Annotated in this window: 16 protein-coding genes; 10 read left to right on the top strand and 6 right to left on the bottom strand. The window is 71.0% G+C overall.

Annotated features, from left to right (window positions below):
* Both I4J89_RS46850 and I4J89_RS46845 read left to right on the top strand, forming a co-directional pair.
* Positions 1–2,181 (top strand): ATP-dependent Clp protease ATP-binding subunit (locus I4J89_RS46850; protein ID WP_196420723.1); only part of this gene is annotated, 2,181 nt, incomplete at its 5' end.
* 106 nt (positions 2,182–2,287) lie between these two features.
* Positions 2,288–2,872: a DUF4291 domain-containing protein gene (locus I4J89_RS46845; RefSeq protein ID WP_196420722.1), complete on the top strand. Its 585-nt coding sequence runs from the start codon at positions 2,288–2,290 to the stop codon at positions 2,870–2,872.
* 12 nt (positions 2,873–2,884) lie between these two features.
* On the opposite strand, the gene I4J89_RS46840 is transcribed toward I4J89_RS46845, so the two are convergent.
* Complete coding sequence (locus I4J89_RS46840; RefSeq protein WP_196420721.1) at positions 2,885–3,781, bottom strand: iron-sulfur binding domain-containing protein; 897 nt, start codon at positions 3,779–3,781, stop codon at positions 2,885–2,887.
* 20 nt (positions 3,782–3,801) lie between these two features.
* Here I4J89_RS46840 and I4J89_RS46835 point away from each other — a divergent pair, with 20 nt between their 5' ends.
* From I4J89_RS46835 to I4J89_RS46820, 4 genes are all read left to right on the top strand, one after another.
* Entirely contained in the window at positions 3,802–4,311 is a 510-nt protein-coding gene (locus I4J89_RS46835) for a glycine cleavage system transcriptional repressor (protein WP_196420720.1), read from the top strand.
* The gene (gene def / locus I4J89_RS46830) at positions 4,308–4,847 is read left to right on the top strand and encodes a peptide deformylase (protein ID WP_196420719.1); all 540 of its coding nucleotides are present in this window, start codon (positions 4,308–4,310) and stop codon (positions 4,845–4,847) included. The genes I4J89_RS46835 and def overlap by 4 nt, the downstream gene beginning before the upstream one ends.
* A gap of 83 nt (positions 4,848–4,930) precedes the next feature.
* Positions 4,931–5,671: an adhesin gene (locus I4J89_RS46825; RefSeq protein WP_196420718.1), complete on the top strand. Its 741-nt coding sequence runs from the start codon at positions 4,931–4,933 to the stop codon at positions 5,669–5,671.
* Between the two features lie 3 nt (positions 5,672–5,674).
* A complete protein-coding gene (locus I4J89_RS46820; protein ID WP_196420717.1) occupies positions 5,675–6,184 on the top strand; it encodes a 2'-5' RNA ligase family protein in 510 nt (169 codons plus the stop codon).
* A 65-nt stretch (positions 6,185–6,249) separates the two neighbouring features.
* Here the strand turns inward: I4J89_RS46820 and I4J89_RS46815 are convergent, their stop codons facing one another.
* From I4J89_RS46815 to I4J89_RS46795, 5 genes are all read right to left on the bottom strand, one after another.
* Positions 6,250–7,293, bottom strand: a complete 1,044-nt coding sequence (locus tag I4J89_RS46815; RefSeq protein WP_196420716.1) for a hypothetical protein — start codon at positions 7,291–7,293, stop codon at positions 6,250–6,252.
* 310 nt (positions 7,294–7,603) lie between these two features.
* Positions 7,604–8,785, bottom strand: coding sequence for a DNA integrity scanning diadenylate cyclase DisA (gene disA, locus I4J89_RS46810; RefSeq protein ID WP_196420715.1), 1,182 nt, complete (start codon positions 8,783–8,785; stop codon positions 7,604–7,606).
* A gap of 83 nt (positions 8,786–8,868) precedes the next feature.
* Positions 8,869–10,293, bottom strand: a complete 1,425-nt coding sequence (radA, locus tag I4J89_RS46805) for a DNA repair protein RadA (RefSeq protein WP_196420714.1) — start codon at positions 10,291–10,293, stop codon at positions 8,869–8,871.
* A 35-nt stretch (positions 10,294–10,328) separates the two neighbouring features.
* Positions 10,329–11,042: a hypothetical protein gene (locus I4J89_RS46800; RefSeq protein ID WP_196420713.1), complete on the bottom strand. Its 714-nt coding sequence runs from the start codon at positions 11,040–11,042 to the stop codon at positions 10,329–10,331.
* A 129-nt stretch (positions 11,043–11,171) separates the two neighbouring features.
* The gene (locus I4J89_RS46795) at positions 11,172–11,999 is read right to left on the bottom strand and encodes a UbiA family prenyltransferase (protein WP_196420712.1); all 828 of its coding nucleotides are present in this window, start codon (positions 11,997–11,999) and stop codon (positions 11,172–11,174) included.
* A 47-nt stretch (positions 12,000–12,046) separates the two neighbouring features.
* Between I4J89_RS46795 and I4J89_RS46790 the strand changes: the two genes are divergently transcribed.
* From I4J89_RS46790 to I4J89_RS46775, 4 genes are read left to right on the top strand one after another with little or no spacing between them, the layout of a single operon-like run.
* Entirely contained in the window at positions 12,047–12,772 is a 726-nt protein-coding gene (locus tag I4J89_RS46790) for a methyltransferase domain-containing protein (RefSeq protein ID WP_196420711.1), read from the top strand.
* Positions 12,769–13,923, top strand: a complete 1,155-nt coding sequence (locus I4J89_RS46785; protein WP_196420710.1) for an acyl-CoA dehydrogenase family protein — start codon at positions 12,769–12,771, stop codon at positions 13,921–13,923. Before I4J89_RS46790 ends, I4J89_RS46785 begins: the two co-directional genes overlap by 4 nt.
* Complete coding sequence (locus I4J89_RS46780) at positions 13,917–14,984, top strand: type III polyketide synthase (protein ID WP_230860766.1); 1,068 nt, start codon at positions 13,917–13,919, stop codon at positions 14,982–14,984. The genes I4J89_RS46785 and I4J89_RS46780 overlap by 7 nt, the downstream gene beginning before the upstream one ends.
* On the top strand, positions 14,981–15,439 hold the full coding sequence (locus I4J89_RS46775; protein ID WP_196420709.1) for a DUF6023 family protein: 459 nt from the start codon (positions 14,981–14,983) through the stop codon (positions 15,437–15,439). Before I4J89_RS46780 ends, I4J89_RS46775 begins: the two co-directional genes overlap by 4 nt.
* Positions 15,440–15,444 lie beyond the last annotated feature (5 nt).

The following is a 15,444-nucleotide window of genomic DNA, read 5'->3' as shown; positions in this document are numbered from 1 at the left end:
GAGGGTGAGGGCGTCGCCGCCCAGGTGCTGGTCAAGCTCGGCGCCGACCTGAACCGGGTCCGCCAGCAGGTCATCCAGCTGCTCTCCGGCTACCAGGGCAAGGAGCCGGCCGCGGCCGGCACAGCCACCGGTGAGGCGGCACCCTCCACGTCGCTGGTGCTCGACCAGTTCGGGCGCAACCTGACGCAGGCCGCTCGGGAGGGCAAGCTCGACCCGGTGATCGGCCGGGAGAAGGAAATCGAGCGGGTCATGCAGGTGCTGTCCCGCCGGACCAAGAACAACCCGGTGCTGATCGGCGAGCCCGGTGTCGGTAAGACCGCCGTGGTGGAGGGGCTGTCCCAGTCGATCGTCAAGGGTGAGGTGCCCGAGACGCTCAAGGACAAGCAGCTGTACACGCTGGACCTGGGTGCGCTGGTCGCCGGTTCGCGGTATCGCGGTGACTTCGAGGAGCGCCTGAAGAAGGTGCTCAAGGAGATTCGTACGCGGGGCGACATCATCCTGTTCATCGACGAGATCCACACCCTGGTGGGTGCGGGTGCCGCCGAGGGCGCGATCGACGCCGCCTCGATCCTCAAGCCGATGCTGGCCCGCGGCGAGCTCCAGACCATCGGTGCCACCACTCTGGACGAGTACCGCAAGCACCTGGAGAAGGACGCCGCTCTCGAGCGCCGTTTCCAGCCCATCCAGGTCGGCGAGCCGTCCCTCGCGCACACCATCGAGATCCTCAAGGGCCTGCGGGACCGTTACGAGGCGCACCACCGGATCAGCATCACCGACGCGGCCCTGGTGGCGGCGGCGACGCTGGCGGATCGGTACATCTCGGACCGGTTCCTGCCGGACAAGGCGATCGACCTGATCGACGAGGCCGGCGCCCGGATGCGGATCCGCCGGATGACCGCGCCGCCGGACCTGCGTGACTTCGACGAGCGCATTGCTCAGGTGCGTCGCGACAAGGAGTCCGCGATCGACGCGCAGGACTTCGAGCGTGCCGCGCAGCTGCGCGACAAGGAGAAGACCCTGCTGGGTCAGAAGGCGCAGCGGGAGAAGGAGTGGAAGGCCGGCGACCTGGACGTGGTGTCCGAGGTCGACGACGAGCAGATCGCCGAGGTGCTGGGTAACTGGACCGGTATTCCGGTCTACAAGCTCACCGAGGAGGAGACCTCCCGGCTGCTGCGTATGGAGGATGAGCTGCACAAGCGGGTCATCGGCCAGGAGGACGCGGTGCAGGCGGTCTCCAAGGCGATCCGGCGTACGCGTGCCGGTCTGAAGGACCCGAAGCGGCCGTCCGGTTCGTTCATCTTCGCCGGCCCGTCCGGTGTGGGTAAGACGGAGCTGTCCAAGGCCCTCGCGGAGTTCCTGTTCGGTTCCGAGGACGCGCTGATCCAGCTGGACATGTCGGAGTTCCACGACCGGTACACGGTGTCGCGTCTGGTCGGTGCCCCTCCCGGTTACGTGGGTTACGACGAGGGTGGTCAGCTGACCGAGAAGGTGCGGCGCAAGCCGTTCTCGGTGGTGCTGTTCGACGAGATCGAGAAGGCGCACCCGGACGTCTTCAACACGCTGCTGCAGATCCTGGAGGACGGTCGCCTGACCGACGGCCAGGGCCGGATCGTCGACTTCAAAAACACCGTCATCATCCTCACCACCAACCTCGGTACGCGTGACGTGGCGAAGGCGGTGTCGCTGGGCTTCCAGGCCTCCGAGGCCGAGGAGTCGAGCTACGAGCGGATGAAGATCAAGGTCAACGACGAGCTGAAGAACCACTTCCGCCCGGAGTTCCTGAACCGTATCGACGACACGATCGTGTTCCACCAGCTGCGTGAGAGCGAGATCCTGCAGATCGTCGACATCTTCACCGCCCGGATCGAGGGCCAGCTCAAGAACAAGGACATGGGTCTCGAGCTGACCGACAACGCCAAGAAGTACCTGGCGGCCAAGGGCTTCGACCCGGTTCTCGGGGCGCGGCCGCTGCGCCGGACCATCCAGCGGGAGCTGGAGGACACCCTGTCCGAGCAGATCCTCTTCAACGAGCTGCGCCCCGGCCAGATCGTTCTGGTGGATTGCGAGGGGGACCCGGCTCAGGTGGAGAAGGCCAAGCTGGTCTTCCGCGGTGCCGACCGTGGTGTGACGGTGCCCGACGCGGTGCCGGCTGACCTGGGGGCTACCACCAGCGAGGAGTGAGCTGTTGGAAACGGCCCGGCTGCGACGAACGCAGCCGGGCCGTTTTCTGTCTTCACCCGTTCTATATCGCTCGCGCTGCCGGGACAGCTGCGGCGATCATGAGGCCATGCGGCAGATCAGGGCGGTCTTCGACGAGGACAGCGTCACCGTCTACCAGGCGTATTCGCCGGCCATCGCTGAGCCCGCCGTCCGGGCGGGGCGGTTCGTGCCGCCGTTCAAGCGGGAGCGGATGACCTGGATCAAGCCGTCGTTCCTGTGGATGATGTATCGCTGCGGTTGGGCCATGAAGCCCGGCCAGGAGCGGGTGCTTGCCGTGTCGATCAGCCGTGCGGGGTTCGAGTGGGCGCTCGCGAACGCGTCGCTCAGCCACTACGTGCGAGGCCTGCATGCCGATCGGGCGGACTGGCAGCGACAGCTCAAGAGCGCGCCGACTCGGGTGCAGTGGGACCCGGAGCGGGATCTCCGGTTGCGGGAGCTGCCCTATCGGTCACTCCAATTGGGACTGGGCGGAGCGGCGGTGCCCCGCTATGTGGATGAGTGGACGACCGGGATCACGGACGTCACCGGGCTGGCCCGGGATATCCGTGGTCGCCTCGACGTGGGCGACGAGCCGGGCGCAGCGGCTCTGCTGCCGGCCGAGCAGCTGTATCCGCTTCCGGACTCGATCCGTGCCCGGCTGGGCGCCGGCTGACCGTGGCTGGGTTCAGAGCGGCTGGATCTCGCCGCGGGGGGCGTCGCCGGCCAGGATGAAGTCGTGCTCGCCCAGCGGCTCCACCAAGCCGTCCTCGACCAGGCCGGACAGGGCGCGGGCGCGCTGCAGGTCGTCGTTCCAGACCAGGTCGAGGCGTTGGCGGGGGACCGGGGCGGTGGCGTGCCGGAGTACCTCCAGGATCAGGCCGCGGACCTGGCGGTCGGTGCCGGCGTACTTCTGGGGTTTGCGGCTCGGGCCCTCGGGCAGTGGTTCGCCGCGGAGCCGCCAGGCGCAGACGTCGTGGAACGGGCAGTCGGCGCACTTGGGTGAGCGGGCGGTGCAGACGATCGCGCCCAGCTCCATGAACGCGATGCTCGCCTTCGCGGCGCGTTCCTCGTCCTCCGGGAGAAGGGCCTCCATCGCGGTCAGGTCGGCTGCGGTTGTCGTGGGGCCGGCATCCGGCTTGCCCTCCACCGCCCGGCAGACGACGCGGCGCACGTTGGTGTCCACGACCGGGTGACGCTGCCCGTACGCGAACGTGGCAACCGCCCGCCCGGTGTACGTGCCGACGCCCGGCAGCGCGAGCAGCTGATCGAGATCGTCGGGGACACGCCCACCGTGCCGATCGACGATCGCGACCGCGCAGGCGTGCAATCGCATCGCCCGGCGTGGGTAGCCCAGGCGGCCCCACATGCGGATCGCCTCGGAGACCGGGTCGGCGGCGAGCGCGGCCGGATCGGGCCACCGGGTCATCCAGGAGCGCCAGGCCGGCTCCACGCGTACGACCGGGGTCTGCTGGAGCATCACCTCGCTCACCAGGACACCCCACGGAGTGGTGTCCGGTTGCCGCCAGGGGAGATCGCGGGCATTTGCCTGATACCAGGCGATAGCTTCGTCGGCGAGAGTCATAGCCCGTTTACTGTAGGCGGGTGCATGAGCTTGCCATCACCGTCATCGGTCCGGACCGGACCGGCATCGTCGCCGACGTGGCCGAGGCCCTGGCCGCCGTGGGCGCGAACCTCACCGACTCGACGATGACCCGCCTGCGGGGACACTTCGCGATGACCCTGATCTGTACCGGGCCGACCGCCGCCCAGGCCGAGCAGGCCCTGGAGCCGATCACCGCCGCAGGTCTCATCGCCACCGTCCGCAAGGTGGAGCCGGAGGCGGACGACCGTCCTACCGGCGAGCCGTACCTGGTGAGCGTGCACGGCGCCGACCGGCTCGGCATCGTCGCGGCGGTCACCCGGGTGGTCGCCGGAGCGGGTGGCAACATCACCGATCTCACCACCCGGCTCACCGGCCCGCTGTACGTGATGGTGGCCGAGGTCGACCTGCCGGCCGGTGCCGCCGACGAGCTGGCCGAGCATCTCGCCGTGGCCGCCGCCGAGCTGGGCGTCGACGTGACCGTCCGGCGCGCCGAGTCGGAGATCCTGTGAGCGACCCGGAGCTGGAGTGGGCCGGTCCCGAGGGCCGGGTGCTTCCGGTCGTCACCGCACCGGCGAGCGTGCTGGGCGCAGTCGGCGAGGAGGTTGACCCGACCGACCCGGAGGTCGTCCGGCTCGCCGCCGACCTGGTGTCCACCATGCGCGTCTCGCCGGGCTGCGTCGGCCTGGCCGCGCCGCAGGTGGGCGTCGGCGCGCAGGTCTTCTGTGTGGACGTCACCGGGCATCCGAAGGCGGCGACCACCCATGGCACCTTCGTGCTCTGCAATCCGAAGATCATCGAGGCGAGCCGCTGGCGGCCCGGCCGGGAGGGGTGCATGTCGGTGCCCGACCTGACCGGCGACGTGAAGCGCGCCGGGCGGATCGTGGTCGAGGCCGTCCTGCCCGGCACCGGTGAGCCGGTGACCGTGGCCACGGACGCTTTCGAGGCGCGCGCCCTGCAACACGAGATCGATCACTGCGCCGGAAAGCTGTTCCTGGATCGGGTCGCCGGAGCACACGCCATCTACCAGCGCAAGGTCTATCTCTAACGAGCGGTTCGCGAGTTGGTGTCGCATAACCGGCGCGTCGTGCACCACATGTGGGGCTCTGCGGGTCTACGGTGGGGCCCATCATGCGTGCGACGGTTGGTCCTCTGCCATCCGCTGTCTACTGGCGGCGGCGTGCGGTCGTGCTGGGCGCGGTCCTGCTCGGCGTGATCGTGCTGTTCATGTCCTGTTCCGGTGAGGACGAGAAGGACCCGCGTACCAAGAACGCCGCGTCGCAGTTCCCGACGCCGGCTCCGGGCTCGCCGTCACCGAGCACGGATCCGTCGTTCCTGGACGAGGGTCCCGGCGTGGGGCAGGCGCTGCCCGATCCGGCCGACCTCCAGCCGAAGCCGAATGAAAATGAAGAGGACGAGCTGCCCTCGACCGCGCCGAGCCTGGGCACCGACGCCAACGTCACGGTGCCGACCGACGGTTCCTGCGCGGACACGGAGATCTCCGTGACCCCGATCCCGGCAGACACCACGGTTCGCCGGGGGACGCCGCTCGGCATCCGGCTGAAGATCAAGAATATCGGTACGCGTACGTGCAATCGCAACGTCGGCGCCGACGCGCAGGAGCTCTACCTGGAGCAGGGCGCGCAGAAGCTGTGGTCCTCAGACCCGTGCAGCACGGCGAAGGGTGACGACGTCCGGTCGTTCGCGCCCGGCGCCGAGCGGGAGTACCAGGTGACCTGGAACGGCCGCCAGTCCACGCAGTGCGCCTCCGGCCAGGCCGCCGGTCCCGCCGTCCCGGCCGGGCAGTACGAGCTGCGCGGCCGCCTCGGCACGATCATCAGCAAGCCGGTCGCGATCGCCGTGGCCGCCTGACGCTTGGTCGCGGCACTCGAGCTCTATCTGGACGTCGACGCGACGCGGCGTCTGCGTACCCTCTGGCGGTCCCTGGAGGCCGAGGGCATCCCTACCCTCGGCTCGCTGCATCAGAAGCACCGCCCGCATGTCTCGCTGGCGGCCGCCGGCCGCATCGACCCGCATGCGGTCGCCGACGCCCTCGGTGACTTCCCGGTCGGCCGCGGCTTGACCCTGGACATGGACTTCGCCGGCCAGTTCGTCGGCCGGGTGCTGTGGCTCGGCGTCACCGCGACCGAGGACCTGCTGGCGCACCATCGTCAGGTCCACGAGCGTCTCGCCGCCGGCGGCGTGGAGGTCTGGGAGCACTACCGCCCGGGTCGCTGGGTCCCGCACTGCACGGTGTCCCTCCGGGTGCCGAACCCGATGATGGCCTCCGCGATCCGCCGCTGCCTGGAGATCCTCCCGCTGCGCGCCACGGTCACTGGCGCCGCCGTGGCCGACCACGCGAACGACATCTCACACCCGCTGTAAAAGCCGATCTGGGGAGCCGGCGGGACGGTCGCCGGCTCCCCAGATCGTGAGTGAAGCAGTGGGTGCTACGCGGAGTGCCGGCCCCGGCGGCTCTGCCGGGCGATCGCCACGAGCCCGGCGCCGACGAGCAGGAGGCCGAGCGCGTAGAGCGCCAGGTGGCTCACGTTCGTGCCGGTGAGCGGCAGGCCGGAGTCGTCGTCCGACGGTGCGGGCGAAGCGGCGGCGGGAGACGACGAGGACGGCGCGGCCGAACTCGGCATCGAGCTGGCCGGCTGGGATGACGGCGTCGACGAGCTGGGTGCGGTCGCCGTGGGCGTGGGCGAGCTGGGCGCGGTCGCGGTGGGCGTGGCCGAGCTGGGCGCCGGAGCGGGCGTTGACGGCTTCGTGGTGGGCGGCGCGGGCGGTGCGCAGTCGGCCGGCTGGGTCCACGTGCCGGTGCTGGTCTTGAAGCTGTTGTCGCGGACCTGGACGGGACCGGACGGCCGGGAGGTCAGGTCGGCGAACTTACCGGGGTGTACCTGGATCCGCTTGCCGCCGACCAGGAAGACGGCGTCCACACCGGCGCCGGCCGCGTTGGACAGGCGGGTGTGCAGCACCCCGTCGCAGTAGCTCTGGAAGCTGACCGAGGGCTGCGGCGCGCACTTGGCGCTGCCGCCGTTGTACCAGCCCTGGCCGCCGGTCGAGCGGCTGCCGATGCCGCTGGGCGAGCCGAGCTTGAGGTCGTTGTACACGTAGCTGCTGGTGATCTCGTCGACGATCCCGGTGCCGAAGATCGCGTCGACCTGGGTGTAGCAGCCGGGTACGTCCACGTCGAGGGTGACGCTGCGCCGACCGCTGTCGATCCAGGCGCTGTGGGTGTCGTAGACGAACTGCGGCACGGCGAAGTTCTTAGCCGGCGTGGTGTACGAGACCAGCGAGAACGACTGCTCCGCACCCTCGCACAGCGGCTTGGTCGCGGTGATCGTCACGGTGCCGCCCGGTCCGTCGAACCGGTGCTGGTAGGTGGCCTCGGCTGCGGTGACGCAGGACTCGCCGCCGGCGGCGTTCGCAGTCGACGCGATGCCGGCCACGGCTGCCGTGGCGAACACGGCTCCACTGACAGCAAGCATGAAACGGCGCAAGATCGGCCCCCAACACGGTTCGGGTTGGGGGCGGTCTCACCACTGACTCCCCGGGCCGCAATGCGGTGACCGATCGAAGCTCGGCCCGGATCACAATCTCCCCAATTTCTGGGCGCTCACGGCAATCCGCCGGAGCTGCCAGAAGGCTAGGCGGAAAGCTCGCGGAGCAGAAGGGCCCATCACGCTGAGTAGTGACGACCGTTGAGGAACCGTGCCTGAATCGTGGATCTGCGGCGGCTAACTGAGCAGAAAGTCCGGTTCGTTAGTGACGTATCTCACCAATGGCTACGCAGTGTGGTCAGACGTAGCGCTCGAGGATCGACGCCTCGGCCAGCCGGGAAAGGCCCTCGCGCACACCGCGAGCCCGGGCATCCCCGACACCCTCCACCGCCTGGAGATCCTCCACCGTCGCCCCGAGCAGCCGCTGGAGGCTGCCGAAGTGGTCGACCAGCCGGTCCACGATCTGCCCGGGCAGCCGGGGCACCTTGGCCAGCAGGCGGAACCCGCGCGGGGAGACCGCGGCGTCCAGGGCGTCGGAGGCGCCCTGGTAACCGATCGCCTTGGCCACCGCCACCAGATCGATCATCTCGGTCGCCGTCAGCAGATCGAGCTCGACCAGAGCCTCGTCCAGGGTGCGCGCCTTGCGGCCGGCGGGCAGGTAGTCGCGGATGACCAGGGTGCGATCGGCGTCGACGCCGGCCATCAACTCGTCCAGCTGGAGAGCGAGCAGCCGGCCGTCGGTGCCGAGCTCCACCACATAGCCGGAGATCTCGTCGGCGATCCGGCGGACCATCTCCAGCCGCTGCACCACCGCCACCGCGTCCCGGACCGTGACGAGGTCCTCGATCTCCAGGGCGGACAGCGTGCCGGAGACCTCGTCCAGCCGCAGCTTGTATCGCTCCAGGGTGGCCAGTGCCTGGTTGGCCCGGGAGAGGATGGCGGCCGAGTCGTCCAGGACGTGACGCTGACCATTCACATACAGCCCGATGATGCGCATGGACTGGCTGACCGAGATCACCGGATATCCGGACTGCTTGGCGACCCGCTCGGCGGTGCGATGCCGGGTCCCGGACTCCTCGGAGGGAATGGACGGATCCGGCATCAGATGAACGGCGGCCCGCACGATCCGGGTGCCGTCGCTGGAGAGGACGACGGCGCCGTCCATCTTGCACAGCTCACGCAGCCGGGTCGCGGAGAACTCCACGTCGAGCGGGAAACCGCCGGTGCAGATGCTCTCGACGACCGCGTCGTAACCGAGCACGATCAACGCGCCGGTGCGTCCCCGCAGGATGCGCTCCAGACCATCGCGCAGCGCGGTGCCCGGCGCCATCAGAGCGAGATTGGCCCGCAGCGGATCGCTGGCGCCACCGGTGAGACCGGAGCCGGCCGCCGGTGTCATCGCGCGATGCCCCGCGCCGTTGACGCCGGGACGCGGCGTGGAACTGGCGGCGGGCTTGGAACCATCGCGGTCGAGCGGCACCTGGACATTCTACGGACTGTCATCCACGTCAACGAGGCGTGGTTCGATGAATGCTCCGTAGCGTGATGATTTGTAACCATCAGTTACCGCGAACCGTGCTCTGCCGAGGCGCGCGCCGCGCTCTGCAACGCAGAGCGCAGGTCGCCGACCTCGATGACCTCCATGCCCTTGGGCGTGCCGGTCGTCCCGTCCGGCCCGCAGCCGGGTGGGACCAGCGCGACCTTGAAACCGAGGCGGGCCGCCTCGGCGAGTCGCCGGCCCACCGCGCCGACCCGGCGGATCTCACCGGTCAGGCCGACCTCGCCGATCGCCACCAGGTGGGGCGCCATGGCCAGGTCCAGTCCGCCGGAGGCGACCGCGAGGGCCATCGCCAGGTCGGCGGAGGGCTCGACCAGCCGGATGCCACCCACGGTCGCGGCGAAGACCTCACGGTTGTAGAGCTTGAGCTGCTTGGTGCGGCGCTCCAGCACGGCCAGGACCATGGCGAGCCGGGCGCTGTCGAGACCGGACACGGTGCGCCGGGGCGAGCCCTGCACCTCCGCGCCGATCAGCGCCTGCACCTCGGTGACCAGCGCGCGCCGGCCCTCCATCGCCACCGTCACGCAGGTGCCGGGCACCGGCTCCAGATAGCGGGTGAGGAACAGTCCCGACGGGTCGGGCAGGCTGGTGATGCCACCCTCGTGCATCTCGAAGCAGCCCACCTCGTCGGCGGCGCCGAACCGGTTTTTCACCCCGCGGACCAGGCGCAGCGACGAGTGCTTGTCGCCCTCGAAGTGGAGCACGACGTCGACCAGGTGCTCCAGCACCCGGGGGCCGGCGACCTGACCGTCCTTGGTGACGTGACCGACCAGGACGGTGGCGATGCCCCGCTCCTTGGCGATCGAGACCAGCGCGGCGGTCACCGCACGCACCTGGGTCACGCCGCCGGGCACGCCCTCGGTGCCGGGCGCCGAGACGGTCTGCACCGAGTCGAGCACGAGCAGGCCGGGCTTCACCGCGTCGAGGTGGCCGATGACCGTCCCCAGGTCGTTCTCCGACGCCAGATAGAGCCGCTCGTGCAGGGCGCCGAGCCGCTCGGCGCGCAGCCGCACCTGACTCACCGACTCCTCACCGCTGACCACCAGCGACGGGGTGCCGGCACCGGCCGCCCACTGCTGGGCGACGTCGAGCAGAAGGGTGGACTTGCCGACCCCGGGCTCGCCGGCCAGCAGCACGACCGCGCCGGGGACCAGGCCACCGCCGAGCACCCGGTCGAGCTCACCGACACCGGTGGGCACGGCTCGGGCCGGGGCGGCACTGATCTGCGCGATCGGGCGGGCCGGCTCGGCCGGCATGCGCGAGCTGACCACCCGGCCGGACACCAGGGGTGCGGACACCGTGGACTCGATGATCGAGCCCCACTCGCCGCACTCGGAGCAGCGGCCCAGCCACTTGGGCGGCTGGTGGCCGCAGGCGTCACAAACGTATGCCTGGCGGGGAGCCTTGGCGGTCGATCGCGAGGTCGTCACTCCGACAAGCTAGCCGGAAGGTACGACAACTTGGCCTAGTGGCCCTCGGCCTCGCCGCCACCGGCCGACACGCGCGGCGCCGGCTCCAGCGGGTTGCCGACCGGAGCCTGCAGCTCGAGGGCCGGCGAACCGTCGCTGAACTCGAAGACCAGGTTGACCGAGGTGCCGGGCACCAGGTCGTCGGAGAGGCCGAAGACCTGAAGCAGCTCCCGGTCGGTGGGCCGGAACAGGGCCGAGCCCTGCGCCGGCAGGGTGACCCGGGCGGGCTTGATCTGTACGGCCGGGACGGTCGGCTCAGCGCTCGCACCGGGCGACTCCGGCTCACCCGGAGCGGCGGAACCGTGCGCCTCGGGCGACTCGGAAGCGTGCCCGGCGGGCGACTCGGAGGCGTGCCCGGCCGACGCGGTGCTGGCCGGTCCGATGCCGACCTGCTCGGCCGAGACGACCTGGGCCTGCTGCGTGGGCTTGCTGCTGATCGCGACGGTGATCGGGTCGTCCGTCTGGTTGTAGAGGCTCAGCTCGATCGGAGCGTCGGACCCGGCCTCATAACCGTGGATCCCGTTGTACGGAATCATCAGGTTGCGGATGAACACGCTCGCGTGCAGGGTCTCCCGGTCCACGCCGGAGATCGGCGTGTCCAGGACGGCGGTCTCGGCGACCTGACCCGCCGAGCAGCCGCCCAGTGCGAGCACAGCGACCGTGGCAGCACCCGCGGCCAGAGCGGCGCGACGGGTTCCCAGCGAGCGCATCACGATCCTCCAAAAAGAGACAGCCACATTTGCATAGGTTTTCCGCCGCGGGTGGGCTCAGATCAGCCTAATGGGCGGCGATCGCCCGCGTGCGCCGACCCATCCACTCGCCCATCTTGATCATCGACGTCAGGTGACCCGGCCGCTGAGGACGAGTAGCAGGACGTCGATGAGGGCCACCACGATCACCGCCCGGAACAGGGCGACCGGCCGTCCGGCGCTGCGCCGCGCGGCGTACCACCCGAGGGGAAGGACCACGACGGCGGCCGCGGCCGCCGTCAAGCCCGGCCACGACGGTGGCCCGGGCGGCCCGAAGACCAGGGTGAGCGTCGCAGCCAGCAGCAGTACCGCGGCGGCTGCCTGCGACCAGCCGGCGCCGATCCGGTGCGGCAGCCCGCGCACCCCGGTCGCCGCGTCGTCGGCCAGGTCGGGCAGCACGTTCGCGAAGTGCGCACCGCCGCCGAGCAGCGCGCCCGCGGCCACCAGCCAGACCGGCGGCGTGGGCTGCCCGGGCAGCGCCACCACCACGAAGGCGGGCAACAGCCCGAAGGCGACCAGGTACGGCACCACCGAGAACTCGGTCGACTTGAGTGGCCAGTCGTAGAGCAGTGCGAAGATGCCGGCCACCGAGATCACGGCGGTGGGAGTCCAGCCCAGCGGAAGCGCGGGCAGGGGAATCGCCAGCGTGGCGAGCAGGCCGGCGACCCCGACCGTACGCCGGGACACCGCACCCGCCGCCACCGGTTTGTCCCGCCGCCCCGCCTGCCGGTCCCGCTCCGCGTCCAGCCAGTCGTTCACCCAGCCCACGGCGAACTGGGTGGCCGCCACCGCGAGCGCGACCAGCAGCAGCCGCCACCCGCGATGGCCCACGCCGACAGCCAGCAGGGTCATCGCGAACGTCACCGCCAGACCCGGCTCCGGATGGGCGGACCGAAACAGTGCGAGTACGCGGGACATGAGTCGCAGTGTGGTGCTTGTGCCGTTCCCGTGCCAGGCTCGATCACATGCTGTCGATGCAGCGCAACGATCCACGTCAGTACGACGACATGGCCGGGGAGTGGTGGCGTCCCGGCGGCGACTTCGAACTTCTGCACTGGCTCGCCGAGTCCCGGGCGGCGTTGATCCCGCCGGCCGCGGCACCCGGCGCGGTACTGCTGGACGCCGGGTGCGGCGGCGGCCTGCTCGTCCCGCACGTCCGCGCCAAGGGTTACCGGCATGTCGGCGTCGACCTGGGGCGTCCCGCCCTGACCCAGGCCGCGCGCCAGGGCCTGGTGGCGATCAACGGCGACGTGACCGCGCTGCCACTGGTCTCCGGCAGTGCCGACGTGGTGGTGGCCGGCGAGATCCTGGAGCACGTCACCGACCTGCCGGGCACGGTCGCCGAGCTGTGCCGGGTGCTCCGCCCGGGTGGACTGGTGGTGCTCGACACGGTCAACGACACCGGGCTGAGCCGGTTCGTCACGGTCACTGCCGGTGAGCGGCTGGGGATCGCCCCGGTCGGCCTGCACGATCCGGCGCTGTTCGTACCGCCCCGGCGTCTGGTGGCCGAGTTCGCCCGGCACGGCGTGCCGCTGCGGGTCCGCGGGATCCGGCCGACGCTGTCCGGGTTGTTCCGATGGCTGGCGCTGCGCCGTACCCCCAACGGCCGCCCGCTCGGCCGGATCGTCCCCACCTTCTCCACCGCGGTTCTGTACCAGGCGGTCGGCCGTAGCACCGGAGGCACCGAATGATCGACGAGGCCCGCCGTCTGGCGCCCCGGTTCACGGCCCGGGCGGCCGAGACCGACCGGGACGGCTCGTTCCCTGCCGAGGACTTCGCGGATCTGCGGGAGGCGGGGTTCTTCGGGCTGATGGTGCCGTCCCGGCTGGGCGGTGCCGGCGCCGGCTTCGCGGAGTACGCGGACGTCGCCTACGAACTGGCCCGGGGCAACGGCGCCACCGCTCTGATCTTCAACATGCACGCCTCGGTGACCGGGGCGCTCAGCGGGGTCAGCGACGAGCTCGCCGACGCCCTCGGGCTGCCACCGGAGGCGCTGGCCGCCCGTGACGACTACCTGAAGGCGGCCGCCGGCGGCAGCTGGTACGCCGTGGCGATGAGCGAACGCGGCGTCGGCTCCCGGCTCTCCCGGATGAGTACGACCTACCGGCCGGTGGACGGCGGCTACCGGATCACCGGCGCCAAGACCTTCTGCTCGGGTGCCGGGCACGCGGACGCGTACCTGGTCGCCGCCCGCAACCCGGACGATCCCACCCAGGTCTCGCAGTTCCTGGTGCCCGCCGGTCCCGGCCTGCGGGTGGAGCAGACCTGGGACGCGCTCGGCATGCGCGCCACCGGTTCGCACGATCTGCACATCGACGTCACCGTCCCGTCCTCTGCGCTGCTCGGCGGGGTGGAGGGGCTGGCCCTGGTGGTGGCCCAGCTGGCGCCGCACTGGATGGTGGCCAGCTACGCCGCGGTCTATGTCGGGGTGGCCCGGGCGGCGGTCGACGCCGCCGTCGAGCACGTGACCGCGCGCGGGCTGGGTGGCCTGCCGGCGGTGCGGGCCCGGATCGGCCGGGCCGACGCCGCGGTCGCCGCCGCGCACCTCGCGGTCCGGGAGGCGGCCCGCCGGGTGGACGAGGCGCCCGGCGACTCCGAGACGACCCGCTGGGTGTGGCGGGCGAAACTGCTCGCCGGAACGACCGCGGCCGAGGTGGCCGCGTCGATGCTGGAGGCGGCGGGTACCTCGGCGATGCGCCGCGGGCACCCGCTGGAGCGGCTCTACCGGGACGCCCGGGCGGGTTCGCTGCAACCGGCCACCAGCGACGTCTGCGCGGACTGGCTCGGCGTGGACGCGCTCGGCGGCGATCCCGACTCCGACGGCGTGGCCCCGCGTTGGTGACCGCGGTGCTCAGCGGGCTGGGCGTAGCGCTGCCGCCGTCGACCACCCAGGACGAGATCTGGGCGGGCTACTTCTCCGGCCACTACACCGGGGCCAGGAAGGCGCTCGCGCAGCGGATCTTCGCGAACTCCGGCGTCCGTACCCGGCAGGCGGCGGTGAGCCCGCTGCTGGAGGACGTCTCGGGCTGGTCAACCGAGCGCCGGATGCGGCGCTATCAGGTGGAGGCGATCCCGCTCGGCAAGGCCGCGGTGAGCCGGGCGCTGGAAGACGCCGGTCTGGCCGCCGGCGACCTCGGCCTCTTCGCGGTCTGCTCCTGCACCGGCTACGCGACGCCGGGCCTGGACATCCTGCTGGCCCGGGACCTCGGGATGTCACCGAGCGTGCAGCGTCTCTTCGTCGGCCACATGGGCTGTTACGCCGCGTTGCCGGGTCTCGGGACGGCGAGTGACTTCGTGGTCGCCCGCGGCCGCCCGGCCCTGCTGCTCTGCACCGAACTGACCAGCCTGCACCTGCAACCGCCGGGCACCCGCACGGACATCCAGCAGATCGTCTCGCACGCGCTCTTCTCAGACGCGGCGGCCGCCGCAGTCCTCACCCCCCAAGATCAAAACCATCCGGGGTACGCCGTACGTGAGGTCGCCGCCATCACCGACACCACCACGGCCGACCACATGACCTGGGAGGTCACCGATCTCGGCTTCCGGATGGGACTGTCGCCGCAGGTCCCGTCGGTGCTCTCCACCCACGTACGCACGCTTGTCGACGACGTGCTCGCCCGGCATGGCCGGACCATCGCCGACGTGGACGGGTGGGCGATACACCCGGGCGGCCCGAAGATCCTCGACGTGGTGCAGGAGCGGCTCGGCCTGGACGACGCGGCGATGTCGGCGTCCCGGGGCGTGCTCTCCGCGTACGGGAACTGCTCGTCACCGACCGTGCTGCTGGTCCTGGACGCCCTGCGCCGCCGGGACCGCCCGCCGGACCGGATCGTCATGCTCGCCTTCGGCCCCGGCCTCACCCTCTATGTCACCCTTCTGGAGGGCTCTACTCTCGGGACGTGAGCGGCGAACGGGGACGCGACGCGGTTCTGCACTTGTCGGCCGCCTTTCTGCTGGTGGCAGGCGCGACCTGGTGGTGGCGTGCGGCGCCGCAGCAGACCACCGACCCGCGACTGCTGCACTGGCGGCTGAGCACCGAGCAGCTGCTGCCGGACACCGGTGACCAGGAGACTGCCTCCACCCTCGCGCTCGGCGCCGGCACCGGCCACGAGGAGGAGGTGCCAGGGCTGGACACCGGCTCGTACCTGGTCTCCGTCGTGTGCGCCGGAGACGACGGCTCCCGGATCCGGGTGAGCCTCGGCAGCGGTTACCAGTCGGGGCGGGGCGTGCCCTGCTCGGGTGCGCGCACCCCGGAGATGTTCAGTGTCGGTCTCTCCGGCGACCTGCTCCTACGGGTGAACGTCGAGGAGGCCGGCCCGGTCGTCTTCCGTTACACCCTGCAACGGATGGAAAGGTAGAACAC

Source organism: Actinoplanes aureus (genome assembly GCF_015704865.1).
GTDB classification, from domain to species: domain Bacteria; phylum Actinomycetota; class Actinomycetes; order Mycobacteriales; family Micromonosporaceae; genus Actinoplanes; species Actinoplanes aureus.
The sequence above is the reverse complement of the archived record's forward strand: the minus strand, read 5'-3'. Positions and strand labels throughout refer to the sequence as shown.

Excerpts from the sequence above, each read along its gene's own strand:
- I4J89_RS46845 (WP_196420722.1), top strand. The coding sequence starts at position 2,288 with ATGCGGCAGATCAGGGCGGTCTTCGACGAGGACAGCGTCACCGTCTAC.
- I4J89_RS46840 (WP_196420721.1), bottom strand. The coding sequence starts at position 3,781 with ATGACTCTCGCCGACGAAGCTATCGCCTGGTATCAGGCAAATGCCCGC.
- I4J89_RS46825 (WP_196420718.1), top strand. The coding sequence starts at position 4,931 with ATGCGTGCGACGGTTGGTCCTCTGCCATCCGCTGTCTACTGGCGGCGG.
- I4J89_RS46815 (WP_196420716.1), bottom strand. The coding sequence starts at position 7,293 with ATGCTTGCTGTCAGTGGAGCCGTGTTCGCCACGGCAGCCGTGGCCGGC.
- I4J89_RS46800 (WP_196420713.1), bottom strand. The coding sequence starts at position 11,042 with ATGCGCTCGCTGGGAACCCGTCGCGCCGCTCTGGCCGCGGGTGCTGCC.
- I4J89_RS46795 (WP_196420712.1), bottom strand. The coding sequence starts at position 11,999 with ATGTCCCGCGTACTCGCACTGTTTCGGTCCGCCCATCCGGAGCCGGGT.
- I4J89_RS46790 (WP_196420711.1), top strand. The coding sequence starts at position 12,047 with ATGCTGTCGATGCAGCGCAACGATCCACGTCAGTACGACGACATGGCC.
- I4J89_RS46785 (WP_196420710.1), top strand. The coding sequence starts at position 12,769 with ATGATCGACGAGGCCCGCCGTCTGGCGCCCCGGTTCACGGCCCGGGCG.